Raw genomic sequence first — 25146 nt, 5'->3', positions numbered from 1 at the left:
GTCTTTTCAGCTCCTGATTATTTAGCGGTCTTACGGTAAAGCTCGATAAGTTCGATGAAGTGATCGAACAGCGGCGCGGCATCGTGCGGGCCCGGGCTCGCTTCCGGGTGTCCCTGGAAGCTGAACGCCGGTTTATCCGTACGGTGGATCCCCTGCAGGGTGCCGTCGAACAGTGATTTGTGGGTCACGCGCAGATTGGCAGGCATCGAGGCCTCATCCACCGCAAAACCGTGGTTCTGCGCGGTAATCATCACCGTATTGTTATCGATATCTTTCACCGGGTGGTTAGCACCGTGGTGACCGAACTTCATCTTGACGGTTTTCGCACCGCTCGCCAGCGCCAGCAGCTGATGGCCGAGGCAGATGCCAAATACCGGAATATCGGTTTCGAGGAATTTTTCGATAGCGGCGATAGCATAATCGCACGGCGCCGGGTCACCAGGTCCGTTGGAGAGGAAGATACCGTCCGGGTTCATCTTCAGCACGTCTTCCGCGGAGGTCTGCGCCGGAACCACCGTCAGGCGGCAGCCGCGGTCAACCAGCATGCGCAGGATATTGCGCTTGGCGCCGAAATCGTACGCCACCACGTGGAACGGCAGTTCGTCTTCTTTTTTAGCTTCCGGCAGGTCGCCTGAAAGCGTCCAGCTACCCTGAGTCCAGCTGTAGTTTTCAGCCGTGGTCACTTCCTTTGCCAGGTCCATCCCACTCAGGCCCGGGAAAGCTTTTGCTTTTTCCTGCGCCAGGGTCGCATCCAGGTTATCACCGGCGATGATGCAGCCGTTTTGTGATCCGGTCTCGCGAAGTTTTCTGGTCAGCTTACGAGTATCGATATCGGCAATCGCCACAATGTTGTGACGTTTCAGGTAAGAAGAGAGGTCTTCAGTGTTGCGGAAGTTGCTGGCAATCAGCGGCAGGTCACGAATGACGAGGCCTTGCGCATGTACCTGGGAAGATTCTTCATCGGCGGCGTTGGTGCCGACATTACCGATATGGGGATAAGTAAGAGTGACGATTTGGCGGGAGTAGGAAGGATCAGTGAGGATTTCTTGATAACCGGTCATTGAAGTATTGAAAACGACTTCCCCAACCGCCGTGCCTGTTGCCCCTATGGCCCGACCGATAAACTGGGTTCCGTCTTCCAGAACCAAAAGCGCTGACTTTATCAAAACACCCTCCAAAGAATATTCACTCACTTTATTTGCATATTAATTCACTAGATATAGAGAAGCAATGCAAATTTGTTGCCCGCGAAAATTTGGCAAACGGCGGCATTCTGGGGACTGGGTGGGTAAAAGTCAACTCAAAACGCCATTTTTAATGTTAATTTTGCGTCACTGGGAAAAATACTGCGGTTTAACAGGCAAAATGATCAACAAAGTCGTATCAGAAAACGCTTGCGCTCCTTTCAGAGTGTAAAAATAGCCCTGAACAGAGAAAAAGGTGGACCATTTGGTCAGATTTTACATTTGATAAACACAAAAACTAAAGATAAGTTGTTATTTTCAAGGCTTAGACAGTAAAAAACATCAAACATGATAAAATTAAAGGGCAATAAAATATTGCCCTATGCAATCAATCAATTATGACTGCCAATACCACATCACGATGGGTAATAAACACTATAAACTATTGAGGTTAAGCACATCTCGCATGTCATAAAGACCATCTTTCTTACCTTTAAGCCACAATGCGGAACGAACGGCACCATTTGCAAATGTCATTCGGCTGGAAGCTTTATGGGTGATCTCAATACGCTCACCGATATCCGCGAACATGGCGGTATGCTCACCGACGATATCCCCGGCGCGCACGGTCGCAAACCCAATGGTGCCCGGCACACGCTCTCCGGTGTACCCTTCCCGGCTGTAGACGGCACAATTTTTGAGGTCTTTATCCAGCGCCTGCGCGATAGCTTCGCCCATTGCCAGCGCCGTGCCCGATGGCGCATCGACTTTATGACGGTGGTGAGCTTCGATGATTTCGATATCGGTGTAGTCGCCCATCACCTTTGCAGCCTTCTCCAGCAGCTTTAGCATCACGTTAACGCCCACGCTGAAGTTCGCGGCAAAGACAATGCCGATATCGGCTGACGCCTCGCGAATAGCGGCTTTCCCGGCGTCATCAAAACCGGTCGTGCCGATGACCATCCCTTTACCATGCTGGCGGCAAAACGCCAGATGATGCAGCGTGCCCTCCGGACGGGTAAAATCGATGAACACGTCGAAATCGTCCTTCACGGCCTCCAGGCTGCTTTGCACCATAACGCCGGTTTTACCTGCTCCTGCCAGCTCGCCGGCATCGCTTCCCAGTAATGATGAGCCTTCACGCTCCAGCGCAGCACCCAGCTGCACACCCTGCAGCTGCGTCGCCGCCTGAATTAACTGACGCCCCATTCGGCCGCCCGCGCCCGCAATGGCAACGCGGATTTGTGCATCATGCATATCTATTCTCTTAAGTTAATCAGATGTAAATCGTTTTCAGAGTAACCAGCCCCCGCAGAGGCTGCCACTCAAAAACAGCGATAATTAGAATTTAACGTGAAAACGGGATTGCTATCAGTAAAAGACATAACGATCAGCGAAAACCGCATGATTCTCTGACCACCAGCGCCGGAGGCAGAATAATGCGTTTCGGCGGCTCATCGTTGCCCTGAATACGACTATAAAGCAGTTCACCCGCTTTGCGACCTATCTCTTTTGCCGCCACGGAAACCGTCGTCAGCGCCGGTTGTACCAACGCCGCTTCGGTAATATCGTCAAAACCGACCAGTGCAAAATCACGCCCCACCTCACGCCCCATTTTGCGTAGCGCCTGCATTACTCCGAGGGCGACGATATCCTGATAGCATACCGCCGCGGTGATTTGCGGAAACTGATGGAACAATGCTTCTGCCACCCGAGCGCCATCACTCTGGCTTGCCTGACTTGTTACAATCCAGCGAGGGTCTGCCGACAGCCCATTTTCCAGAAGCTTACTGGTAAAGCCACCGATACGCTGTGCCCGGGTGCCCGAACTCTGGCTTCCGCCGATAAAGGCAATATGCCGATGCCCAAGCTTCAGCAGATGCGCGGTAGCCATCTGGGTACCAAGAAAGTTGTCGGTACCGACAAAATCGAAATCGGGATCGTTGACCGGTCGTACCACCATGATGGCGGGGATATTACGCCGCTTCAGGCTGTCAAAAAATGTGCGCGGGGTTTCCCGGGCGGCACACAGCACCATCCCGCAGGCGTTATTACGCATCAGTGAATCGACAAACTTTTGCTGCCGCTCGCCGGACTCCTCACTGTTGGCCAGAAACAGCAGCATCTCATGGCGCTCCATTTCATGGCTGAGGCCAGCGGTCATTTCACCGTAAAAGGGGTTGGTAATGTCGTGTAGCAGCAGCCCGACCTGATTACTGCTGCGGTTGCGCAGGTTCGCGGCCGTCTGGTTATAGACATAGCCGGAGTCATCCAGCGCTTTCAGGACTCTTTCCCGGGTTGCCTGCGAGATCCTCCCGCGATTACGCAACACCATCGACACCGTGGCGGTCGACACGCCTGCTCGTTCAGCGACCTGCGCCAGCGTTACAGTTGTCATTGTTCCTCCTTCGTTCCCCACAGATTAATCGAATAACCTAAATTTTGCATTTTTCCCTGTGAGACGCTTCACACTCCCGGGCAGAAAAGACAATTTCCTCGTCGTTTTGTCAGGTTAATCGCGTTAACCACTCTTCCACATTTAGGTTAATCGATTAATCTTAATTTAACGATAACGGAGTGAACACATGAAACCTACCCACTATGACAAATACCCTGAAGTGTCAGTTCAGGGATTCGATACCCACGCCTGGCAAGGGTGGGAAGCGATCGTTGCTGCGCTTAACACCAGGCTTTCCGCTAACCAAAAAACCGTACTGGTCATCGACTGCTACCCGGGCGTCCGTCTTAAAGAGATCGAGCAGAAATTACTGACTCACTTTAAAGAGGCGCTCTACCTCAACGTAGAGACCGCCCGCCAGAACGAGGAAGCGCTGCACGCCCTTCTGACCCGCAACCTCACCGATGACCGCGTGTTTGGTGTCCTCTCCTGTCACCAGCTTCCGGAATTTTTCGACGCTGCTGCGTTGACCTCTCTCCAGCAGCAGGTGGCACAACATCCGGCAGGGCTTACGGTGGTATATGGCCCAGGTGCTGCGCTGGTGCATCCAGGCGACGTGCTGGTGTATGCCGATCTGCCGCGCTGGGAAATTCAGCAGCGCATGCGCAGCGGCGAGCTGGGTAACTGGGGGGTAGAAAACCAGAGCGAAGATATTCTCCGCCGCTATAAGCGTGCCTTCTTCATCGAATGGCGGGTCTTTGACCGCCATAAAACACCGCTGCTTAAGCGCTGTGATTTCTTGCTGGATACCACCGTGGCGGATGCACCAACGCTTGTCAGCGGCGAAGCCCTGCGTGCCGGGTTACAGCAAACGGCTCAACAACCATTCCGCGTCGTACCGTTCTTCGACCCCGGCGTCTGGGGCGGTCAGTGGATGAAACAACGATTCGATCTCGATCCGGCGAAACCAAACTACGCATGGTGTTTTGACTGCGTGCCCGAGGAAAACAGCCTGCTGATGCGGTTTGGCGACGTCAGGGTCGAGATCCCCTCTCTGGATTTGGTGCTGTTGCAGCCCCACGCGCTGCTCGGTGAAAAAGTGCATGCCCGCTTTGGGGCCGAATTCCCTATCCGCTTTGATTTCCTGGATACCATCGGCGGCCAGAATCTCAGTTTCCAGGTGCATCCGCTGACAGAATATATTCAGCAGCAGTTCGGCATGCACTACACCCAGGATGAGAGCTACTACATCCTTGATGCCGAGCCGGGTGCGGTGGTCTATCTCGGTACCAAAACTGGGGTGAAGCCGGCGGAGATGCTGAGCGATTTACGCCTGGCGGCACGCGGTGAAAAGGCATTTGACGACGCGCGCTTTGTTAACCAGATTGCTGCGCGAAAGCATGACCACTTCCTGATCCCGGCGGGTACCGTACATTGCTCCGGCTCAGGCACAATGGTGCTCGAGATAAGCGCCACACCGTACATCTTCACTTTCAAACTCTGGGACTGGGGACGCCTGGGGCTCGACGGACAGCCGCGTCCGGTGCATCTCGACCACGGCGAGCAGGTCATCGACTGGCAGCGCGACACCCGGTGGGTCAATCAGCATCTGGTCAACCGCATCGAGCCCATCGATGAAGGTGACGGCTGGCGCGAAGAGCGCACCGGCCTGCACGAGCGCGAATTTATTGAGACCCGACGCCACTGGTTCACCGCGCCGGTGACCCACCACACCGACGGTGGCGTGAACGTACTCAACCTGGTCGAAGGGGATGAAGCCCGTGTGGAAAGCCCGAGCGGCGCATTTGAGCCTTTCGTGGTGCACTACGCCGAAACCTTCATCATTCCGGCTTCGGTGGGCGAATACCGCATTTCGCCGTGGGGTAAGGGAATTGGCCAGCAGCTGGCGACCGTCAAAGCCTGGGTCAGGGGATAAACGATGATTAATGTGATTGTGGCTTCACACGGCCCGATGGCAAAAGCCATGCTCGAGAGCGCCAGCATGGTCTACGGCGAGCTGCCTTACTGCTTCGCCGTGACGCTCACTGGCGAAGCCGGTATCGAAGGCTTCAGGCAGGATTTTGCCGACGTGCTGGCAATGGCGTCGAAAGATGCCGATGGGGTGCTGGTACTTTGCGATATGCAGAGCGGGACCCCGTGGAATGTCGCCTGCCAGTCAGCCTTCTCGGCAAAGACGGTTCCGCCGGTCGCGGTACTGGGCGGCATAAACTTCCCGATGCTTTTACAAACCGACGATATTCACGAATTTACCGATGTTAACGCCGCAGCCCGCCAGCTGCTGGCGCTAACCCAACCTACGCTGGTGCTGGCGGCCCCCGCCGCCAGTGAGCAATCAGACGATTTTTAAGGAGCCTGCTATGAGCATTTCTTTTGTACGCATCGACGACCGCGTCATTCATGGGCAGCTCGTCACACGTTGGGCCAAAGAGCTGCCCTGCGACGGTATCGTAGCCATCGACGATGCCGTGGCGGCCGATCCGCTTCTTTCTTCGGTGATGAAAGGCGCAGTATCCGACACCAAAGTGTGGCTGTTTGATACCGCCACCGCGATTGAAAAGCTGCCGAAGGTGATTGCCAGCGACAAACGCTACTTCGTGATAGGCAAATCTCCGCTCACGTTACAGCGTATTGAGCAGGCGGGGATCAGCCTAAAAAACAGCAACGGCAAAATCAACGTCGGCCCGATGAGCGCCCGTGCAGATACCACCACCATTGGCCCCAATCAGTCCGTTAATGCCGAAGAGATTTCTGCTTTCGACTGGCTGCACGCGCAGGGCCATGCGATTGAGTTTCGTCTGGTACCTGATGCCAGCAGCTACAGCTGGCAGGATGCGCGGCAAAAACTGAAATAAGGAGCGGATGATGATTATCGAAGCGGCATTAATTGGCGTGCTCTGTTATCTCGGCGCGCTCAGTAGTCCCTGGCTGTTGGGTCTGACCGGCGGCTGGTATCTGATTACCCGTCCGCTGGTGTCGGGCATGCTGGTCGGGTTTATTCTCGGTGATGTCAAAACCGGGATCATGATTGGCGTAGCGGTGCAGGCGGTGTATATCGCGATGGTGACGCCCGGTGGTTCTATGCCAGCGGATCTCAACTTCGTCGCCTTTCCTGCGATTGCGCTGGGTATTTTGTCGGGCAAGGGGCCAGAAGTCGCCGTGGCGCTGGCCGCGACTATCGGCATTGCCGGGACCATTCTCTTCAACACCATGATGGTACTGAACTCCTTCTGGAACCATCGCGCCGATAATGCCGTCGATCGCGGTGACGAACGCGGTATTTACCTTAACAGCGCCATCTTCCCGCAGGTCACAAACTTTGTCCTGCGCTTTGTGCCAACCTTCATCGCGGTCTATTTCGGTGCGCAGTACATCAGCGGTTTTATGGACAGCCTGCCAAAAGTCGTGCTTTCCACCATGAACGTGCTGGGGGGCATTCTGCCTGCCGTTGGTATCGCTATTCTGCTTAAGCAAATCATCAAAAACTACACCATGTTGATCTACTTCCTGGTGGGCTTTGTGTGCATCGTTTTCCTGAAGCTGAACATGGTCGCGCTGGTGATCGTCGGCGCGCTGCTGGCGCTTATCCATTACAACTACAAGCCAGAACCTCCGCAGGCCGATACCTCTGCGCGGGCGGCAGATGATGAGGATGAATTCTGATGGAAGAACGTACAATTACGCCCAAAAACCTGACCCGCAAAGATCTGCGCCGCTGCTGGCGGGCATGGATGATGCACAATCTGTCGTCGATGAGTTTTGAACGTCTGGAATCCTTCGGTTTTTGCCTGAGCATGCTACCGGTGGCGAAGAAGCTCTACCCCGATGACAAAGAACGCCAGGAAATGCTGCGCCGTCATGCGTCGTTCTACAATACAGAACCGCAGATAGGCGCCATCGTCAACGGTATGACCCTGGGCCTGGAAGAGAAAAAAGCCAATGGCGAACCTATCGACGGTGAGACGATCAACACGCTCAAAGTGGGTCTGATGGGGCCGATCGCCGGGATCGGCGACTCGATGATCCCGGGCATGCTGATCCCTATTCTGCTCAGCATCGGGATGGCGCTGGCGGCAGGCGGCAACATTCTTGGGCCGCTGTTCTACATTGTCGCCTGGCTTGCCATCATTATTCCCGGCTCGTGGTTTTTGTTCCTTAAGGGTTATCAGATGGGCTCCGGCTCCGTCGAAATGCTGGTGAGCAGTAAATCTGCTCGCCTGCGTGAAGCATTATCGCTACTGGGCGTATTCGTGATGGGCGGCGTGGCGGCAAGCTACGTGAAGCTGGGAACCGGCCTTGAGTTCATCACCAAAGACGGCGTGAACATCCATGTACAGCAGATGCTGGACGGCATCTTCCCGCAGCTCCTGCCGCTGGTCGTAGTGCTGGGGACGTGGTATCTGATGGCAAAACGTGGCGTCTCACCGGTGAAAGCGATGATCCTGCTGCTGGTACTGGCGGCGGCCGGTGTCGCGACGGGCCTGTTTGCCGGTTAAACAGGAAGATTAACGAAGAACCGGGGCCTGGCCCCGGTTTTTTTATGGATGGAAGTTATGCCACAGCCCGGCCACTTTATCAGGGCGGGAGATAAACTGAAAACGCGCCGGATCTTCAATAAATTGCTGATACAGCGGCTCCGCCGTGATGCCAAACTCGTCGTACACTCTTGGTGTGATAGCCTGTAGTCGTCCGGGCGCATAGTGCGGATTATGCTGCCAGATAACCTGCCGATCCTGCATCAACGGATACCAGGCGAGCCCTTTATGTGCCCGCACTGCGTCATATTCGAAACCATATTCCCGGTCGCACCAGGCGCCGAAGGTCAGCGGCACGTCAGGGTTGGCTGAGATAGTGGCGTGCCCCCAGCCGGGCGGTACCAGCACCTTATCCCCGGCCTGCGCTATTACCGCAAAACAGCGGCCAGGATCGTCTTCTACCCTTTCCTGCATGTAGATAATGGCGCTGCCCTGCCAGATCTCGTACAACTCGGGCGGCGACCAGCCGCTGTGCTGGCTGATGCGGTGCACGTGCCCCTGGCTGCGAACAGGCTCATCACCAAGCTGACCGGCAGCATAAGTGACGACGCCGAATAGCAGCATCCGCTTGCGTAGCGCTTCGCGGTCCTGCATACGCGCGACATCCATGGCGATAGCGTACACCTCTTCCGGCCCTTCACAATCGGGATCCCGCAGCGAGGCGCGGATCTGATCCAGGCGGCGGATCTCCGGCATCGGGCCGGTCACATCTTCGCCATAGGAAAAGCCCAGCGGCTGATGATGAATCTGCATATCAAGCCCGTATTCAGCCATTCTGCACCTCACGGACCAGAATTTGCCGATTGGCCTCCGTTACCCGAACGGAAAACCCACTCGCCAGCGCAGTGTAATCATGCCCGGCAATAGTCGGCCATACCGCCAGCGCAGAAAGCACCTCACTGCCGGTGTTGATAAGCCGGTGAGCGGTAAACCCAGGGATGATGTGTACTGAACCTGCCGTGACCGTTTGCAGATAAGCCCTGCCGTGTTCGGGTTGTAGCAGCAACAGGCCCGTACCGCGTAAGCCATAATAAACCTCGCCCTGCTCCCGCCTGGCGTGGAAATGACCACGGGTCATGAAAAATTCGTCACCGATTTTGCCCGGCTGAAGATGCGTGACGCCGGTGTAGAGCTCGCCTTCACCTGTCGGGCTTTCGAGCATCTCTACGTCATAAACGGCGAAATCGGGATCGGTACGGTGCCATGCCGCAGTATCAGCGAAGATGCCTGCAAGATCGGCAATGCGGGTAGATTTACGCAGGGTTGCGCCGTGCGCGAACGCACCAGTGAACCAGTCCACCTGAGGCGGCTGGATAATAACAGGTTTCATATGCGTCTCCGGCCCGAGGAGAACAACATGAAGAGAATAGCAGATTAATCGATTAACCTGCTTATAAGGGCGCGATGATGCGCCCTGCATCACAAAATATCAGGGAGCCAGCGCCAGAACTTCCGCCACCCAACGGCGGAACCCGGCAACATCCAGCCTCAACGCAACCTGAGCGTTCGCTGGCTGTCCGAGCTTACCTTCAATATCCACCACGGTTGTGCCGGACGTCCAGGTTCCCTGGGTTTCCACCGCAACAAAGCAAGGCTTCAGCGTAAACAGATCCGGCCGCACCAGCCAGGCAATGGCACACAGATCATGCATACGCAGACCGCTGGTCATACTGCCGCTACGGTAATGACTGAACAGGGCATGCAGCATCTGCCCGGTACGGTTGAGAGTAGGTAAAGTCGCCAGATATTCTGCATCAAGCATCGCATCGTTGGTTACGTCGAGCCCACACATGACGATCTCCAGCCCGCTGCGGAAAACGATAGCCGCCGCTTCGGGATCGATGGCGATATTGAACTCGGCGTTCGGGGTGAAGTTGCCCCGGCCGGCCGAACCGCCCATCAGCACCAGTCGACGGATATTGAACTTGCACTCCGGATACTGGGTCAGTAACAGCGCAATGTTGGTCAACGGGCCAATGGCCACCAGAGTCACCGGTTGCGGCGCGCTCATCAGCAGGTCACGAATCGCGATAAACGCCGGTTTCGCCAGCGGCTGACGATCGTGAGCAACAAAATCGTAGCCTTCCATGCCGGATTCACCATGCACGTCTGCCGCATCGCGCAGCGGGCGGACAAGCGGTGCGGACGCACCCTGCGCCAGCGGTACATCGGCTTCCCAGAAGTGCAGAAGCTGTAGCGCATTACGCGTGGTTTTCTCCAAAGAGACATTACCCGCAACGGTGGTCATCAATGCCAGATCCAGCTCTGGTGCAAACAGCGCAGCAGCAATAGCGGCCGCATCGTCAATGCCGGGATCGGTATCAAGAATTATCGGTATACGCATGTTTCCCCCATAAAAAATGCCAGGTGATTAGCCTGGCATTTTTTCATATTTCACAGCGGATTAACTTACTCCACTTCGCGAATATCGAGTCGCAGCTCTTTCGGCACTTCGAACACGATATTTTCTTCACGCCCTTCCAGCGGCAGCGCTTCGCCACCGCCGAGTTCCTGCAGACGACGAATCACATTCTGCACCAGAATGTCCGGAGCCGATGCCCCTGCCGTAACGCCAACGCAGGCGGCGTCTTTCACCCAAAGTTCCTGAATATCCGTCGCATCATCAATAAGATACGCCGCTTTACCCATACGCTGGGCAAGCTCGGCCAGACGGTTGGAGTTAGAGGAGTTTTTCGAACCAACAACCAGCACCACATCCGCCTGCTCAGCCAGCGCCCGTACGGCTTCCTGACGATTGGTCGTGGCATAGCAGATATCATCTTTACGCGGCCCGACAATTTTCGGGAAGCGTTGACGCAACGCGTCGATAATGTCTGAAGTGTCGTCAACAGAAAGGGTCGTCTGGGTCATAAACGACAGTTTTTCTTCGTTTTTAACCTTAAGTTTCCACACGTCGTCTGGTGATTCGACAAGGTACATGCCTCCCGCCGGGTTGCTGTACTGACCCATCGTCCCTTCCACTTCCGGATGCCCGGCGTGGCCGATAAGGATGGATTCTTCACCACGACGGCTGGCGCGGGCGACTTCCATATGCACTTTAGTCACCAGCGGGCAGGTCGCATCAAAGACCGTTAAGTCACGGCTTTTGGCTTCATTACGAACGGCCTGAGAGACGCCATGCGCGGAGAAAATCAGGATGGTACCGTCCGGCACTTCACTGATTTGCTCGATAAAGATGGCACCGCGTTCACGCAGGCTATCAACCACATAGCGGTTATGGACTACCTCGTGACGCACGTAAATTGGCGCGCCATAGATTTCGAGGGCGTTTTCGACAATGCTGATAGCGCGGTCGACACCGGCGCAAAAGCCGCGCGGGTTGGCCAACAGAATCTGCATTTAAACCTCCAGTACCGGATCGATTTCCAGCACTTCAACATCAAAATGAACGGTCTGGTCCGCCAGCGGGTGGTTAAAATCAACGGTGATAGAATCGCCATTGATTTCACGGATAACCCCCGGCATTTCGCTGCCATCCATTGCAGTAAAGAGCATAATCGCGCCAACTTCCGGTTCGCCTGCGTCCATAAACTCCCGACGGGAAAAGTACTGGATGAGATCCGGGCTCGAAATACCAAATGCGGCATCCGGCTCCAGCGAGAACGCTTTCTTCTCACCCTCTTTCAGCCCCAGCAGGTGCTGCTCCAGCCCTTCAGACAGAGAGGCATCGCCAAGGCGAAACAGCGCCGGTTTGCCGTTGTTACGGGTCGACTCGGCCGTGGAGCCATCGTCGAGTTTCAGCGTGAAATGCACCAGTACGGCGCTGTTGCTCTGTACAGATTTAGACATGCAGGTTGCTCTTTAAAATTTCTGCCACCTGTTTGCCCGGCGGCGCTAGCGCTTACCGGGCCGACAAGAGAGAAACCCGGCAAGCTTTCGCCGCCGGGCATTTTATATTACGCCTTTTCTTTCTTCGCCGCGTTAGGTAAGAAACCTTCCAGCACGATTAATGCTGCGCCGATACATATAGCGGTATCGGCCAGATTAAAGGTCGCAAAGTGCCAGTCACCGACGTAGAAGTCGATCATATCGACAACAAAGCCGTGCCACAGGCGGTCAAACAGGTTCCCCAACGCCCCACCGATGATCAGCGCATAGGCGATGTTATTCAGCTTCTGGGTGGCTTTTGAGCGATACATCAGCACCGCCAGCACCACACAGATACCAATGGCAATCCCGGCGAAGAACCAGCGCTGCCATCCGCCGCTATCGGCGAGGAAGCTGAACGCCGCACCATAGTTGCGCGCATAATGCAGATTAAGCGACGGGAACAGCGGCACCGTATCCCCCAGAACGAAGTTCTGCAGGATGAGGTACTTACTCCCCAAATCGATAATCAGCACGGCGACGACCACCCACAGCCAGCGCAGCCCGGTAGAACAAACAGATTTACTCATCAGGCAAACTTACGTTGCTCGCCGTCACCGGCGACGTTGCTTACACAGCGTCCGCAGAGATCTGCGTGATCCGCCACCTGACCGATATCAGTCGTGTAATGCCAGCAACGCGGGCATTTCTCACCGTCGGCTTTGTTCAGTACGACCTTCAGACCCTTCAACAGTTCACTCTGCTGAGCCTCCGCAGGCGCCTCTGCATAGTCAGCAACCTGAGCGCTGGAGGTCAACAGGACGAATCGTAATTCGTCACCCAGTGCGGTCAGTTTCGCCGCTAGCGCTGGTTCAGCGTACAACGTCACTGCCGCTTCCAGAGAACCGCCCACTTTCTTGTCAGCACGCGCCTGCTCAATGACCTTGTTCACTTCGCCACGGACTTTCAGCAGTTCGTCCCAGAAGCCGTCGTTCATTGCTTCGCTGTCTGCCAGACCAAACAGACCGGTGTACCACTCGCCGGTGAAGACATACTTCTCACGATTGCCTGGCAGGTAGCCCCAGATTTCATCTGCGGTGAAGGACATGATCGGTGCCATCCAGCGAACCAGCGCTTCTGCAATGTGGAACAGTGCAGTCTGGCAGCTGCGACGAGCAACGCTGTCAGCCTTCGCGGTGTACTGACGGTCTTTAATGATGTCGAGGTAGAACGAGCCCATTTCGATGGAGCAGAAACGCATCAGACGCTGCACCACTTCGTGGAAGTCGTAAGACTCGTAAGCTTTCAGGATGTCTTCCTGTGCGGCCTGCGCACAGCCTACCGCCCAGCGGTCCAGCACCACCATATCTTCCGGTTTCACCATGTCTTTTACCGGATCGAAACCGTTGAGGTTCGCCAGCAGGAAGCGCGCGGTGTTACGGATACGACGATAGCTGTCGGCGGCACGTTTCAGGATCTCATCAGAAACCGCCATTTCACCGGTATAGTCGGTTGAAGCCACCCACAGGCGCAGGATGTCTGCGCCCAGTTTGTTCATCACATCCTGCGGGCTGACGGTGTTGCCGATAGATTTCGACATCTTACGGCCCTGACCATCAACGGTGAAGCCGTGGGTCAGTACCTGACGGTAAGGCGCTTTACCTTTCATCGCGGTAGAAATCATCAGAGATGACATGAACCAGCCACGGTGTTGGTCGGAACCTTCCAGATACATGTCGGCAGCGTGACCGGAAAACTCCGGGCGCACGTCAACGACGGAGGAGTGCGTTGACCCGGAGTCAAACCACACGTCCAGCGTATCCGGAACTTTCTCGTACAGGTCAGCGTCGTCACCCATGATGTCGCGCGGGTCAAGATCCCACCACGCCTGGATGCCGTCTACTTCAACGCGTTTTGCCACGGCTTCCATCAGCTCCAGGGTGCGCGGGTGCAGCTCCTGGGTCTCTTTATGGACGAACAGAGACATCGGGACGCCCCAGGTGCGCTGACGGGAGATACACCAGTCAGGGCGGTTAGCAACCATGGATTCGATACGCGCCTGGCCCCAGTCCGGGATCCACTGTACGCCTTTGATCTCTTTCAGAGACTGCGCACGCAGGCCTTTTTGATCCATGCTCACGAACCACTGCGGCGTGGCGCGGAAGATGATAGGCGTTTTGTGACGCCAGCAGCACGGATAGCTGTGCTGCATTTTTTCCACGTGCAACAGTGCGCCGCTGGTACGCAGCATCTCAACGATGATGTCGTTAGCTTTGAAGACGTTGATGCCATCCAGAGACGGATAGGTCCCCGGCAGATAAGCACCGTCCGGGCCAACCGGGTTGGCAATTTCCAGACCGTATTTCTGGCTGATGGTGTAGTCGTCCGGGCCGTGGCCACCGGCGGTGTGCACCGCACCGGTACCCGCATCCAGAGTGACGTGTTCGCCAAGGATAGCCGGTACGTCGAAGTCGAGGAACGGGTGCTTGAAGCGCATCAGTTCCAGCGCATCGCCTTTTACAGTGCCCAGAACCGTGTATTCATTGATGCCAGCGCGTTTCAGAACGCTTTCTACCAGATCTTTCGCCAGGATCAGCGCCTGACCGTCAATCTGTACCAGCGCGTATTCGAACTCGCCGGAAAGAGAAATAGCGCGGTTTGCTGGCAACGTCCACGGAGTCGTGGTCCAGATAACCAGGGAGATCGGGCCATTGACGGAACTTACGCCAAATTTCGCTTTTACCGCATCCTGAGAGACCGCGTGGAACGCGACATCGATAGACGGTGAAGTTTTGTCGTAGTACTCAACTTCTGCCTCTGCCAGCGCAGAGCGGCAGTCAACGCACCAGTGCACCGGTTTAGCACCTTTGTGCAGGTGGCCATTACCGATGATTTTACCCAGTGCACGGATGATATTAGCTTCGGTGTTGAAGTCCATGGTCAGGTACGGACGTGACCAGTCACCCAGCACACCAAGACGGATAAAGTCTTTACGCTGGCCTTCAACCTGAGTCGCGGCGTATTCACGGCATTTCGCGCGGAATTCTGCGGCGGTGAACTTCTCGCCCGGCTTACCGAACTCTTGTTCTACTTTCAGTTCGATAGGCAGACCGTGGCAGTCCCAGCCCGGAACGTACGGGGAATCAAAACCCGTCAGCCCTTTGGACTTCACGATAATGTCTTTCAGAATCTTGTTAACCGAGTGACCAATATGAATGCTGCCATTCGCATAAGGAGGGCCATCATGCAGAATGAAGGTTTTTTTGCCTTTTTTCGCTGCACGGATGATGCCGTACAGGTCATCATCGGTCCAACGCGCCAGCATTCCCGGTTCACGCTTGGCAAGATCGCCGCGCATCGGGAACCCTGTTTCCGGCAAATTCAGGGTTGATTTATAGTCACTCATCAGATTCTCGGTTCCGTATTTATCACGTAGGCATTTAAGCCGGGTTTGATAGCCCAAAGCATTCGCGGGCTGTTAATTCATCTCGCGCGATTTGCGCCTTTAATTCATCCAGCGACGCGAATCGCTGCTCGTTGCGTATTTTTTTACGCAGTATGACATCTATATGGCGACCATAGAGGTCCATTACAACGTCCAGCAGGTGGACTTCGAGCTGTTGGCGCACGCCGGACACCGTTGGTCGGGTACCGATGTTTGCCACGCCCGGCAGCAGCGTGTCGCCCAGCCCTGCCACTTCAACCGCATAGACCCCTTTAACCGGGGAAACCTGACGACGCAGCGGTAAGTTCGCCGTCGGGAAGCCGATGGTACGACCCAGCTCATCGCCGTGTACCACGCGACCAGAAATCGTAAAAGGATGCCCCAGCAGCTTTTCAGCCTGCTGCAGATCATCCGCCGCCAGCGCCTCGCGCACCGCAGTGCTACTGATGCGCATACCACCATCGCAAAACGTGTGGGTGCTGGTGACGTCGAAACCGTATTCGGCCCCGGCTTTCTGTAATAACAAGAAATCCCCCTGACGACCAGCGCCAAAGCGGAAATCATCCCCTACCGCGAGATACTGCACGCCAAGACGTTTAACCAGTAGATCGCTAATAAAGGCTTGCGCAGTCAGCGCCGCGAAGCGTCGGTCGAAACGGACACAGAGCACGTAATCCGCATGACTTTCAGCCAGATAGCGCAGTTTTTCTCGCAGGCGCGTGAGTCTTGCAGGGGCTTTATCAGCGGCAAAAAGCTCGAGCGGCTGCGGTTCGAATATCATCACGACGACAGGTAAACCACGTTTCTGGCCTTCCGCGCGCAAGCGCTGCAAAAGCGCCTGATGCCCACGATGCACGCCGTCGAAATTACCAATGGTCAACACACAGCCCTGCGGGGCCTGGCTGAGATTATGTATGCCGCGTATCAGCTTCATGTCTGGCTCAAAACAGTGAAAATCGTCCGAGTATACCTTGTACCGCAGTTCACGTTAACCCGCGATTGCACTCCGCAACAGAAAGAGATAAGGATTTCATCAACCTTGCCATTCGCGGTGAGAAAAACTGCGGTTGTTATGCGATTTTTGTGCCGGAAAAGCTGTATTCGCCAGGCGCAAGCTGTTAGAATCCTGCGCCATCACTACGTAATCAAGCGTTGTCACATTAACGGCGCTTATTTGCACAAATCCATTGACAAAAGAAGGCTAAAAGGGCATATTCCTCGGCCTTTGAATTGTCCATATAGAACATATTTGGGAGTTGGACCTTGGCTAATATCAAATCAGCTAAGAAGCGCGCCGTTCAGTCTGAAAAGGCTCGCAAACACAACGCTAGCCGTCGCTCTATGATGCGTACTTTCATCAAGAAAGTATACGCAGCTATCGAAGCTGGCGACAAAGCTGCAGCACAGAACGCATTCGATGCAATGCAACCAATCGTGGACCGTCAGGCTGCTAAAGGTCTGATCCACAAAAACAAAGCAGCTCGTCATAAGGCGAACCTGACTGCTCAGATCAACAAACTGGCTTAATCGCCCGCTTGTTATCCGCTTTGAAAAAAGCCCGCTAACGCGGGTTTTTTTATGTCTGTCGTTTAGCGTTCAGGAAGTGCAAACAGCGCAGAGTAATCCTGATTGCAGATACGCTGAACCGCCGGGTGCTGGATCATCCGCTCGGCAAAGATTGCGTGATACTCCTCCATCACCGTATCCATGCGCCCAATCTCGATGATGTTCTCATCGGCGTAGAGAGCCTGCGCATAAAGCGTTGGTGCCACAAAGATGGCATTGTGTGCCGCACCAAACGCCTTCATCAGCGCCGCATCATCAAACTCCCCCAGAATCTCAACCTTAAGCCCCTGCGAGTTAAACCAGTTCAGCAGTTTGCGCCCGAGCATAGAGCGACGGCCTGGGATCAGCAGGCGACGTTCCTCGAGGCAGGCCGGGAAAGGCTTTTCCAGCGGCGGGTTCATACACCAGAAGCTGACCCCACATTCACCAATTTTGACCGAAAACAGACCTTCCTGTTGGGTAGAATCAATCGGGCAGTCAGAGATAATAATATCCAGCTTATGCTGGCTGAGCTGTTCAAGCAGCATCTCGTGAGTGGATTCAAAGCAGCGTAGATGAATTTGCTCATCTTCAACAACCGCGGCGTCCAGTACGCCACTCACCAGGCGTTTCGACAACGCATCCGCCACGCCCACATCAAACAGCAGATTCGCTTCTTTGCGGTAGTTGACGATATCGAGCATCTCCTGGCTCAGGGTGAACATCTTATCGGCATAGCGAAACACCAGCTCACCGAGCTCGCTCGGCTCAAGCCCCCTGCCCTTACGTTTGAACAGCTTGCCCTGTAGCCTCTCCTCCAGCGCCTTGATCTGCCCGGTAATCGTTTGTGGCGTTAAGTAAAGTGCTTCTGCCGCGCCAACAACCGATCCCTCTTTATAGACGTGCCAGAAGTAGTACAGATGGTTGTAGTTCATATGAGACATGTTTTTCACTCCCTGATATGTCTTAAAAGCGCCCCGTAGGGCGCTTCGCTGTTCACTCTGTTGAATCCTGCGAACCACGCATCTGCATGCGCAGCAGGGTGTAACCGACAACGGCTGACAGGACAGAGCCAATCAGGATCCCAAGCTTTGCCCAGTTAATGAGCGCGGGATCAACGTTGCCGAATGCCAGGCTGGCAATGAATATCGACATGGTGAAGCCGATTCCACACAGTACACCCACGGCCATAATCTGCTTGCAGGTTGTCCCTTCCGGCAGATGCGCCCACTTCAGCTTCAACGCCAGCCAGCAGAACAAGCTAATCCCGAGCGGCTTACCAATGAACAGACCGGCAATGATGCCAAGCGGTAGCAGCGAAGTCAGCCCTTCAAGCGTGACGCCTCCCAAAGAAACGCCGGCATTGGCAAACGCAAACAGCGGCAGAATAAGGAACGCCACCCACGGATGCAGAACGTGCTCAAGCTGCTTCGCCGGTGATTTCCCCTCCTTCTCCTTGAGTGGGATCAGGAACCCGACGATAACACCCGCAAGCGTCGCGTGGACTCCTGATTTTAGCACCGCCGTCCACAGGATGGCTCCCACCAGAATATAGATACCCGTCCGGCGGACACCGCACAGATTCAGGCCGATCAGCACCACAATCGCAGCAGCGGCTACCCCCAGTGAGAGCAGCGACAGATCGTTGGTGTAGAACAGCGCGATAATCACGATGGCTCCCAGATCGTCGATGATCGCCAACGCCATCAGGAAGATTTTTAACGCTGCGGGAATACGGCTACCGAGCAGTGCCAGCACACCGAGCGCAAAGGCAATGTCGGTCGCCGCTGGAATTGCCCATCCTTCGCGTGCCACTGGATCCTGGGCGTTAAACGCCAGGTAGACCAGCGCCGGAACCACCATTCCCCCCAGTGCTGCAATCACCGGGAATACCGCCTGACGGCGGCTGGCAAGCGATCCCTGAATTAGCTCGCGCTTCACTTCGAGCCCGATGAGCAGGAAGAAGATTGCCATCAGCGCGTCGTTTATCCACAACAGCATGTTTTTGTTGATTTCCAGAGCGCCCACCCGTAGCTGCACGGGGGTTTCCAGAAATGCGTGGTAAATGCCGCTGGTCGCTCCGGTATTGGCAAGCAGCATCGCCAGCGCCGCAGCAATAATGAGGATGATGCCCCCTGCGGCATCACTGCTGAAAAAACGATGTAGATTTTTCATTATCAAATCCCGATTCACTTCGATAAAACAGAATGATAGCCATATTATCGATGATATTAACTCGGGAAAAGTAGCTTATATCTGCATTTTGATTCGATAAAAACGAAAAGACGCTCTATTGAGCGTCTTTGATTTTTTTACAGATAACGATCAGATTGCACCCAGATCGTTCCACGGCTGGCCTACACCGCAGTTCAGGTCTGGCTGATCGCCAACGGTCCACCATCCTGCTTTATATTGATGACCTTTCCAGATAACCAGGTCATTTTCCATATAGGTTGCTGTAGCATCCCAGGTATCGCCTGAAGTTTCACCTTCGTCCGGAGTCGGCTCTGGCTGCGGCTCGACATCAGTATCATCAGGAGTCGGTTCCGGCTGTGGGTCGACAGGAGTTTCATCATCAGGAACCACGCCATCAATAGCAGTCATCCCAGAGAAATAGAACGGTGCCATATCGACAACCTGGGTCTGAACTTCGTAGCCCAGACCTTCACGTGCGGCGTTCAGCAGAACACCGTTATCCTGGTCGATGGTCCAGGTAAACAGGCCGCCCAGATTATGCTTAGCCGCGTACTCGCCTTTAGCCTTCACTGAACGTGGGGTATCAAGAGACATGAACAGTTTAGATTGCGGGTTATAAAGGAAATCAGCATCGGCCACGGTGTCGGTATAAACATTAAAACCGTTACGACCAGACTGGTTCTCCAGATCCAGATAGTTATAAATGGTGTCATACCATTCAGTACAGCCGGACTCGAAGGAACCGGTGGTGGTCCCCTGACCTGGGTTGTAGCTACCTTTCAGCGGTGAAACACTTTCAACTTCAGCGTTACGCGCATTACGGGTATAACCAGCATAACCAATGTTAATACGATCGGATGGGAAACCTTCCGCAATCAGATAATCAACAACGGCTTCAACGCTCCAGCTACCTTCCGCCAGCGGTGTAAGGTTAGTGTGGTGAGTCAGTTCCGCCGCCCACGGAGTACCGAAGAAGTCGTAAGTCATCACGTTGATGGCATACAAACCTGCATCCAGCAGTGCTTTGACGTTGGAATACCCGAGTACTTCCACAACAGCAGAGCTCGCGATAGAGACTTTTACATCACCACGACCTGCTGCATTGAGCTGAGTTTTCAGCTCTTTGATCAGCAGAGCATAGTTTTCACCATCTTCCACGCCGTGCGGATTCCCGTTCCCCGCGTTGTTCGGGTATTCCCAGTCGATATCGACTTCGCTAAACATAGGGAATTGTTTAAACAGTTTTACGACACCTGCTGCAAATACTTTACGAGTGGCTTCGGTTTTCGCCATCTCGTGGAAGCCATTACTCATGGTCCAGCCGCCAATGCTCATTGAAAGCGCCAGCTCATGATCCATAGATTTTGCTTTTGCCTGCAGGTCACGCAGGCCGCCCAGCAGACCATGAGTCGTAGATTCCGTTACTGTTTTCGGGTCTACATCCCAACCGCTGGTTTCCTGGTTGCAGTTAACGTAAGACTGGAAATCACCCCATGGGTCGAGGAAGGTCGGTTCGCCAGTCACTTTACCGGTCTGAGTCGCGGCATTATTGATGGTGAACAGTTTTTCACCTTGATCGCCAACGATGCCAATAAAGCCAAAAATGATTTTGTCGTATGCAGTAGGGTCGACATGAGCAAGATCATAACCACGGCCGCGGCTCTCAGGTGAGTCCTGGCCCTGCAGGCGACCGTCATATTGAGACCAGTCGGTGTAGTACCCGAATACTTTAGGCTTGTTGGCTTTACGATATTTGTTATACACCGGAGCGGCTACACGAGCAGAGGTATAGCTGTATTTTTCTGTTTCGGTAGCAGGTTTAAACCCATCGGCAGCATTGCTTTTTTCCGTCAGGCTATCGGCTTTAATCAGTTTACTGGTAGACATAATATATTTCCTCACAGGTTAATTTTTGACAGCGTTTTGCTGTGGGGAAATATTTCCATAACGAGTAAAAATAAGGTAATCATTATCCATCATAATTCATCCTTATACTTACCAAAGAGCGATCCAACATTTCATAAATTTAATCACGCTTAAATCCACCTTAAAACAAGCTAAAAACACAGAATGAGATCTTTCTCATCACAAAAACAAAACCCATAAAAATCAGATTAATAAAGAAATCGTCGAAACCAATAAAATCACTTCACCTCAAAATAAACAAAGTCGACTACAAAAGAGTCAATGTGCAAAGTTGCTATCAGCATAATGAGTGACATCAGAGTCAATCAGGAAAAACTAACATGAGCTGCTACGTAATAAACACTAACTGTATTTTCGACGAGAACAATTTAGAAATAGAAAACAAGGATAGTGCGAGAAGGATAAAGATGACACCAATGCGTGCCCGGTGCCTGAGTTTTTTTATTACCACGAGAAGTAAAAGCATTATCGACAAAACAGATATTACTACCGCGTTATGGGGAGAGCGCGGGCAATTTGTCAGCGATGCTAACTTAACGCAGCTCCTTTATCTTTTACGTAAAGACCTTCGTGAGGTGGGTATTGAGAACTTTATGATAACCATCCCTCGCCAGGGTGTTCGGATTAACGATGACATCGACATTCTTCCAGCAAACGCCAACCCATCAACATCAGAACAGAAAATCGGGGGACCTAAAAGTTCGTTCCTCTCAGCCCTGATGTGCAAACTATTCCGCTGGTAACGCGGATACTGTAAGGGCCCGGAGAGAAAAGCAGCATAAAAAAACCCGGAGGTATCACCCTCCGGGTTTTGTTTGAAGCCTGCTGAAATGATTAACGCGTCAGATCGTCAAAAAACTTCTTCACGCCGTCAAAGAAGCTCTTGGAGCGCGGGCTGTTTTTCTCACCCGTCGGGCCACCAAAGCTTTCCTGCAATTCCTTCAGCAACTGTTTTTGCTTGTCGTTCAGTCCGACAGGCGTCTCGACGACGACACGGCACAGCAGATCGCCCTGCGCACCGCCACGAACGGATTTCACGCCTTTACCGCGCATGCGGAACAGTTTACCCGTCTGGGTTTCGCCCGGCACCTTCAGGTTAACGCGGCCATCCAGCGTCGGCACTTCAATCTCACCGCCCAGCGCAGCCATAGCGAAGTTGATTGGGACTTCACAGTACAGGTTGTTGCCTTCACGCTCAAAGATAGCATGCTGCTTCACCTGAACCTGAACGTACAGATCGCCTGCCGGTGCACCATGCTCGCCCGCTTCGCCTTCACCAGACAGACGAATGCGATCGCCGGTATCCACACCCGCCGGAATTTTAACTGACAGCGTTTTAGATTTTTCCACGCGACCGTGTCCGTGGCACTTGTTGCACGGATCTTTAATCAGCGTACCGCGACCCTGACAGTGCGGACAGGTCTGCTGCACCGCGAAGAAGCCCTGACGCATCTGTACCTGGCCGGAACCGTGACAGGTTGGGCAGGTTTGCGGTTGGGTACCCGGTTTTGCGCCGTTGCCATGGCACACGTCGCACTCTTCGAGGGTCGGAATACGAATTTCTTTGGTCACGCCGCGAACGGCTTCTTCCAGCGTCAGGTCCATGTTGTAGCGCAGATCAGCGCCTCGCGCTGCACGCTGACGACCACGACCGCCACCAAAGATATCACCAAACACATCGCCGAAGATGTCGCTGAAATCAGCACCGCCACCGCCAAAGCCGCCACCGAATCCACCGCCGCCCATGCCGCCCTGTTCAAAGGCAGCGTGGCCATACTGATCGTACGCCGCACGTTTCTGAGAGTCGGTCAGGATCTCGTAGGCTTCTTTAATTTCTTTAAATTTGGCTTCGGCTTCTTTATCACCCTGGTTACGGTCCGGGTGATATTTCATGGCCAGGCGCTTGTAGGCCTTTTTGATTTCACGCTCTTCCGCTGTTTTGGAAACGCCTAAAATCTCGTAATAGTCTCTCTTAGCCATCTTTTTTCAATGCCCTTAACATGCGAGCACGGGCGGAGAGGAAACCTCTTCGCCCGTGCCAGTAATTACCCGTTCAAAGGGCGATTATTTTTTGTCTTTCACTTCTTCGAACTCTGCGTCAACAACATCGTCGTCTTTCGCATTGCTCGCGGAAGCGTCAGCCCCGCCTGCCTGCTGCTGAGCGTGCTGCTGCTGAGCGATTTCCAGCAGTTTCTGGGAAGCTTGCGCCAGCGCCTGCATTTTCGCTTCGATGTCTGCTTTGTCTTCGCCTTTCAGGGACGCTTCCAGTGCAGTCAGCGCAGACTCGATAGCCGTTTTGTCTTCAGCTGGCAGTTTGTCACCGGCTTCTTCAACCTGCTTACGAGTGCTGTGCAGCAGATGATCACCCTGGTTGCGGGTCTGAACCAGTTCTTCGAACTTACGGTCAGACTCGGCGTTAGCTTCCGCTTCGCGAACCATTTTCTGGATCTCTTCTTCGTTCAGACCAGAAGAGGCCTTGATGGTGATTTTCTGCTCTTTACCGCTGTTTTTGTCTTTCGCGGAAACGTGCAGAATACCGTCAGCATCGATATCGAAGGTGACTTCGATCTGCGGCATGCCGCGCGGTGCCGGGTTAATACCATCCAGGTTGAACTGACCCAGTGATTTGTTATCGGATGCACGTTTACGCTCACCCTGAATCACGTGGATAGTTACCGCAGACTGGTTGTCCTCAGCGGTTGAGAACACCTGGCTGTGCTTGGTCGGGATGGTGGTGTTTTTGTTGATGAGCGCCGTCATCACACCGCCCATGGTTTCAATACCCAGAGACAGCGGAGTAACGTCCAGCAACAGAACGTCTTTAACTTCACCTGTCAGTACACCACCCTGAACGGCAGCACCGATAGCCACGGCTTCGTCCGGGTTAACGTCTTTACGCGGTTCTTTACCGAAGAACTCAGCAACTTTCTTCTGCACCATCGGCATACGAGTCTGACCACCGACCAGGATAACGTCCTGGATATCGGACACGGACAGGCCAGCATCCTGCAGCGCAACTTTCAGCGGCTCGATGGAACGGTTCACCAGGTCTTCAACCAGGCTTTCCAGTTTCGCACGAGTCACTTTGATGTTCATGTGTTTCGGACCGGTCGCATCTGCAGTGATGTACGGCAGGTTAACGTCGGTCTGCTGAGCAGAAGACAGTTCAATCTTCGCTTTCTCAGCGGCTTCTTTCAGACGCTGCATCGCCAGCGGGTCATTACGCAGGTCAATGCCCTGATCTTTCTTGAACTCGTCAACGAGGTAGTTGATCAGGCGAGTATCGAAGTCTTCACCACCCAGGTGGGTATCACCGTTGGTTGCCAGTACTTCGAAGGTTTTTTCGCCGTCGACTTCGTCGATTTCGATAATAGAGATATCGAAGGTACCACCACCCAGGTCGTAAACCGCGATAGTACGGTTACCGACTTCTTTATCCAGACCGTAAGCCAGTGCTGCTGCGGTCGGTTCGTTGATGATACGCTTAACTTCCAGACCTGCGATACGGCCAGCATCTTTCGTTGCCTGACGCTGAGCATCGTTGAAGTATGCAGGTACGGTGATAACAGCTTCAGTTACCGGCTCACCCAGGTAATCTTCCGCGGTTTTCTTCATTTTCTTCAGCACTTCAGCAGAGATCTGCGGCGGTGCAGTTTTGGTGCCTTTCACATCAAGCCATGCGTCACCGTTATCAGCAGCAACGATTTTGTACGGCATGATGGAAACATCACGCTGAACTTCTTCGTCCTGGAAGCGACGGCCAATCAGGCGTTTGATTGCGAACAGCGTATTTTGCGGGTTCGTCACTGCCTGACGTTTAGCCGGCTGACCAACCAGAGTTTCACCATCCTGGGTATAAGCAATGATAGAAGGCGTGGTGCGATCGCCCTCGGCGTTCTCAAGCACGCGCGCGGTAGTGCCATCCATAATCGCTACACAAGAGTTGGTAGTACCCAGGTCGATACCAATAATTTTACCCATCTAAACGTCTCCACTATAAATTCGATCAACATGTGGTTGTGAACCTGTAATAGGGGCGAAACGTGTCGTTTCAAGCTCCCTGAATCGTTT

23 protein-coding genes are annotated in these 25146 nt (G+C 54.0%); 7 read left to right on the top strand and 16 right to left on the bottom strand.

Annotation, left to right across the window (positions count from 1 at the left end; all coding sequences use genetic code 11):
* Positions 1 to 17: 17 nt before the first annotated feature.
* The 3 genes from carA to C7387_RS17325 form a co-directional block, all read right to left on the bottom strand.
* A complete protein-coding gene (gene carA / locus C7387_RS17335) occupies positions 18 to 1166 on the bottom strand; it encodes a glutamine-hydrolyzing carbamoyl-phosphate synthase small subunit (RefSeq protein ID WP_120817173.1) in 1149 nt (382 codons plus the stop codon).
* Positions 1167 to 1619: 453 nt separating this feature from the next.
* Complete coding sequence (gene dapB, locus C7387_RS17330; protein WP_120817172.1) at positions 1620 to 2441, bottom strand: 4-hydroxy-tetrahydrodipicolinate reductase; 822 nt, start codon at positions 2439 to 2441, stop codon at positions 1620 to 1622.
* Positions 2442 to 2574: 133 nt separating this feature from the next.
* Positions 2575 to 3582 carry a LacI family DNA-binding transcriptional regulator gene (locus tag C7387_RS17325; RefSeq protein WP_006817091.1) on the bottom strand — a complete coding sequence of 336 codons (1008 nt, stop codon included), beginning with the start codon at positions 3580 to 3582 and terminating at the stop codon, positions 2575 to 2577.
* A gap of 187 nt (positions 3583 to 3769) precedes the next feature.
* On the opposite strand from C7387_RS17325, the gene C7387_RS17320 reads away from it, so the two are divergent.
* The 5 genes from C7387_RS17320 to C7387_RS17300 are packed head-to-tail and all read left to right on the top strand — an operon-like array spanning position 3770 to position 8096.
* Positions 3770 to 5518, top strand: coding sequence for a class I mannose-6-phosphate isomerase (locus C7387_RS17320; protein WP_120817171.1), 1749 nt, complete (start codon positions 3770 to 3772; stop codon positions 5516 to 5518).
* Positions 5519 to 5521: 3 nt separating this feature from the next.
* The gene (locus C7387_RS17315) at positions 5522 to 5950 is read left to right on the top strand and encodes a PTS sugar transporter subunit IIA (RefSeq protein ID WP_038252211.1); all 429 of its coding nucleotides are present in this window, start codon (positions 5522 to 5524) and stop codon (positions 5948 to 5950) included.
* A 10-nt stretch (positions 5951 to 5960) separates the two neighbouring features.
* Positions 5961 to 6455 (top strand): PTS sugar transporter subunit IIB, encoded by a 495-nt coding sequence (locus tag C7387_RS17310; protein ID WP_006817088.1) that lies wholly within the window; start codon positions 5961 to 5963, stop codon positions 6453 to 6455.
* A 10-nt stretch (positions 6456 to 6465) separates the two neighbouring features.
* The gene (locus tag C7387_RS17305) at positions 6466 to 7263 is read left to right on the top strand and encodes a PTS mannose/fructose/sorbose/N-acetylgalactosamine transporter subunit IIC (RefSeq protein ID WP_120817170.1); all 798 of its coding nucleotides are present in this window, start codon (positions 6466 to 6468) and stop codon (positions 7261 to 7263) included.
* On the top strand, positions 7263 to 8096 hold the full coding sequence (locus C7387_RS17300) for a PTS system mannose/fructose/sorbose family transporter subunit IID (protein ID WP_120817169.1): 834 nt from the start codon (positions 7263 to 7265) through the stop codon (positions 8094 to 8096). Before C7387_RS17305 ends, C7387_RS17300 begins: the two co-directional genes overlap by 1 nt.
* Before the next feature lie 42 nt (positions 8097 to 8138).
* Here the strand turns inward: C7387_RS17300 and C7387_RS17295 are convergent, their stop codons facing one another.
* From C7387_RS17295 to ribF, 8 genes are all read right to left on the bottom strand, one after another.
* Positions 8139 to 8909, bottom strand: a complete 771-nt coding sequence (locus tag C7387_RS17295) for a glucose-6-phosphate isomerase family protein (protein ID WP_120817168.1) — start codon at positions 8907 to 8909, stop codon at positions 8139 to 8141.
* Entirely contained in the window at positions 8902 to 9465 is a 564-nt protein-coding gene (locus C7387_RS17290) for a glucose-6-phosphate isomerase family protein (protein ID WP_120817167.1), read from the bottom strand. The genes C7387_RS17295 and C7387_RS17290 overlap by 8 nt, the downstream gene beginning before the upstream one ends.
* A 99-nt stretch (positions 9466 to 9564) precedes the next feature.
* Complete coding sequence (gene rihC, locus C7387_RS17285) at positions 9565 to 10479, bottom strand: ribonucleoside hydrolase RihC (RefSeq protein ID WP_120817166.1); 915 nt, start codon at positions 10477 to 10479, stop codon at positions 9565 to 9567.
* A gap of 65 nt (positions 10480 to 10544) precedes the next feature.
* Positions 10545 to 11495 carry a 4-hydroxy-3-methylbut-2-enyl diphosphate reductase gene (gene ispH, locus C7387_RS17280; protein ID WP_120817165.1) on the bottom strand — a complete coding sequence of 317 codons (951 nt, stop codon included), beginning with the start codon at positions 11493 to 11495 and terminating at the stop codon, positions 10545 to 10547.
* A complete protein-coding gene (gene fkpB / locus C7387_RS17275) occupies positions 11496 to 11945 on the bottom strand; it encodes an FKBP-type peptidyl-prolyl cis-trans isomerase (protein WP_006817081.1) in 450 nt (149 codons plus the stop codon).
* A gap of 107 nt (positions 11946 to 12052) precedes the next feature.
* Complete coding sequence (lspA, locus tag C7387_RS17270) at positions 12053 to 12553, bottom strand: signal peptidase II (RefSeq protein ID WP_006817080.1); 501 nt, start codon at positions 12551 to 12553, stop codon at positions 12053 to 12055.
* Positions 12553 to 15369 carry an isoleucine--tRNA ligase gene (gene ileS / locus C7387_RS17265; protein ID WP_120817164.1) on the bottom strand — a complete coding sequence of 939 codons (2817 nt, stop codon included), beginning with the start codon at positions 15367 to 15369 and terminating at the stop codon, positions 12553 to 12555. Before ileS ends, lspA begins: the two co-directional genes overlap by 1 nt.
* Positions 15370 to 15403: 34 nt before the next feature.
* A complete protein-coding gene (ribF, locus tag C7387_RS17260; protein WP_120817163.1) occupies positions 15404 to 16342 on the bottom strand; it encodes a bifunctional riboflavin kinase/FAD synthetase in 939 nt (312 codons plus the stop codon).
* A 329-nt stretch (positions 16343 to 16671) separates the two neighbouring features.
* Between ribF and rpsT the strand changes: the two genes are divergently transcribed.
* On the top strand, positions 16672 to 16935 hold the full coding sequence (gene rpsT / locus C7387_RS17250; RefSeq protein ID WP_120817162.1) for a 30S ribosomal protein S20: 264 nt from the start codon (positions 16672 to 16674) through the stop codon (positions 16933 to 16935).
* A 62-nt stretch (positions 16936 to 16997) separates the two neighbouring features.
* Here rpsT and nhaR read toward each other — a convergent pair whose 3' ends face one another.
* From nhaR to C7387_RS17235, 3 genes are all read right to left on the bottom strand, one after another.
* Positions 16998 to 17897, bottom strand: coding sequence for a transcriptional activator NhaR (nhaR, locus tag C7387_RS17245; RefSeq protein ID WP_040902759.1), 900 nt, complete (start codon positions 17895 to 17897; stop codon positions 16998 to 17000).
* Between the two features lie 52 nt (positions 17898 to 17949).
* Positions 17950 to 19128, bottom strand: coding sequence for a Na+/H+ antiporter NhaA (gene nhaA / locus C7387_RS17240; RefSeq protein WP_006817074.1), 1179 nt, complete (start codon positions 19126 to 19128; stop codon positions 17950 to 17952).
* A 150-nt stretch (positions 19129 to 19278) separates the two neighbouring features.
* The gene (locus C7387_RS17235; protein WP_120817161.1) at positions 19279 to 21036 is read right to left on the bottom strand and encodes a glycoside hydrolase family 18 protein; all 1758 of its coding nucleotides are present in this window, start codon (positions 21034 to 21036) and stop codon (positions 19279 to 19281) included.
* A gap of 359 nt (positions 21037 to 21395) precedes the next feature.
* Between C7387_RS17235 and C7387_RS17230 the strand changes: the two genes are divergently transcribed.
* Entirely contained in the window at positions 21396 to 21818 is a 423-nt protein-coding gene (locus C7387_RS17230; protein ID WP_006817072.1) for a winged helix-turn-helix domain-containing protein, read from the top strand.
* Positions 21819 to 21909: 91 nt separating this feature from the next.
* Here the strand turns inward: C7387_RS17230 and dnaJ are convergent, their stop codons facing one another.
* Positions 21910 to 23055, bottom strand: a complete 1146-nt coding sequence (gene dnaJ / locus C7387_RS17225) for a molecular chaperone DnaJ (protein ID WP_006817071.1) — start codon at positions 23053 to 23055, stop codon at positions 21910 to 21912.
* An 84-nt stretch (positions 23056 to 23139) separates the two neighbouring features.
* Positions 23140 to 25056 carry a molecular chaperone DnaK gene (gene dnaK, locus C7387_RS17220; RefSeq protein WP_006817070.1) on the bottom strand — a complete coding sequence of 639 codons (1917 nt, stop codon included), beginning with the start codon at positions 25054 to 25056 and terminating at the stop codon, positions 23140 to 23142.
* Positions 25057 to 25146: the final 90 nt, after the last annotated feature.

Source organism: Yokenella regensburgei (assembly GCF_003634235.1).
Taxonomy (GTDB): Bacteria; Pseudomonadota; Gammaproteobacteria; order Enterobacterales; family Enterobacteriaceae; genus Yokenella; species Yokenella regensburgei.
The sequence above is the reverse complement of the archived record's forward strand: the minus strand, read 5'-3'. Positions and strand labels throughout refer to the sequence as shown.

Bases quoted from the DNA above. Each gene is read 5' to 3' on its own strand.
- dapB (WP_120817172.1), bottom strand. From the start codon at position 2,441: ATGCATGATGCACAAATCCGCGTTGCCATTGCGGGCGCGGGCGGCCGA.
- C7387_RS17325 (WP_006817091.1), bottom strand. From the start codon at position 3,582: ATGACAACTGTAACGCTGGCGCAGGTCGCTGAACGAGCAGGCGTGTCG.
- C7387_RS17320 (WP_120817171.1), top strand. From the start codon at position 3,770: ATGAAACCTACCCACTATGACAAATACCCTGAAGTGTCAGTTCAGGGA.
- C7387_RS17315 (WP_038252211.1), top strand. From the start codon at position 5,522: ATGATTAATGTGATTGTGGCTTCACACGGCCCGATGGCAAAAGCCATG.
- C7387_RS17310 (WP_006817088.1), top strand. From the start codon at position 5,961: ATGAGCATTTCTTTTGTACGCATCGACGACCGCGTCATTCATGGGCAG.
- C7387_RS17305 (WP_120817170.1), top strand. From the start codon at position 6,466: ATGATTATCGAAGCGGCATTAATTGGCGTGCTCTGTTATCTCGGCGCG.
- C7387_RS17300 (WP_120817169.1), top strand. From the start codon at position 7,263: ATGGAAGAACGTACAATTACGCCCAAAAACCTGACCCGCAAAGATCTG.
- C7387_RS17295 (WP_120817168.1), bottom strand. From the start codon at position 8,909: ATGGCTGAATACGGGCTTGATATGCAGATTCATCATCAGCCGCTGGGC.
- C7387_RS17290 (WP_120817167.1), bottom strand. From the start codon at position 9,465: ATGAAACCTGTTATTATCCAGCCGCCTCAGGTGGACTGGTTCACTGGT.
- rihC (WP_120817166.1), bottom strand. From the start codon at position 10,479: ATGCGTATACCGATAATTCTTGATACCGATCCCGGCATTGACGATGCG.
- ispH (WP_120817165.1), bottom strand. From the start codon at position 11,495: ATGCAGATTCTGTTGGCCAACCCGCGCGGCTTTTGCGCCGGTGTCGAC.
- fkpB (WP_006817081.1), bottom strand. From the start codon at position 11,945: ATGTCTAAATCTGTACAGAGCAACAGCGCCGTACTGGTGCATTTCACG.
- lspA (WP_006817080.1), bottom strand. From the start codon at position 12,553: ATGAGTAAATCTGTTTGTTCTACCGGGCTGCGCTGGCTGTGGGTGGTC.
- ileS (WP_120817164.1), bottom strand. From the start codon at position 15,369: ATGAGTGACTATAAATCAACCCTGAATTTGCCGGAAACAGGGTTCCCG.
- ribF (WP_120817163.1), bottom strand. From the start codon at position 16,342: ATGAAGCTGATACGCGGCATACATAATCTCAGCCAGGCCCCGCAGGGC.
- nhaR (WP_040902759.1), bottom strand. From the start codon at position 17,897: ATGTCTCATATGAACTACAACCATCTGTACTACTTCTGGCACGTCTAT.
- nhaA (WP_006817074.1), bottom strand. From the start codon at position 19,128: ATGAAAAATCTACATCGTTTTTTCAGCAGTGATGCCGCAGGGGGCATC.
- C7387_RS17235 (WP_120817161.1), bottom strand. From the start codon at position 21,036: ATGTCTACCAGTAAACTGATTAAAGCCGATAGCCTGACGGAAAAAAGC.
- C7387_RS17230 (WP_006817072.1), top strand. From the start codon at position 21,396: ATGAGCTGCTACGTAATAAACACTAACTGTATTTTCGACGAGAACAAT.
- dnaJ (WP_006817071.1), bottom strand. From the start codon at position 23,055: ATGGCTAAGAGAGACTATTACGAGATTTTAGGCGTTTCCAAAACAGCG.
- dnaK (WP_006817070.1), bottom strand. From the start codon at position 25,056: ATGGGTAAAATTATTGGTATCGACCTGGGTACTACCAACTCTTGTGTA.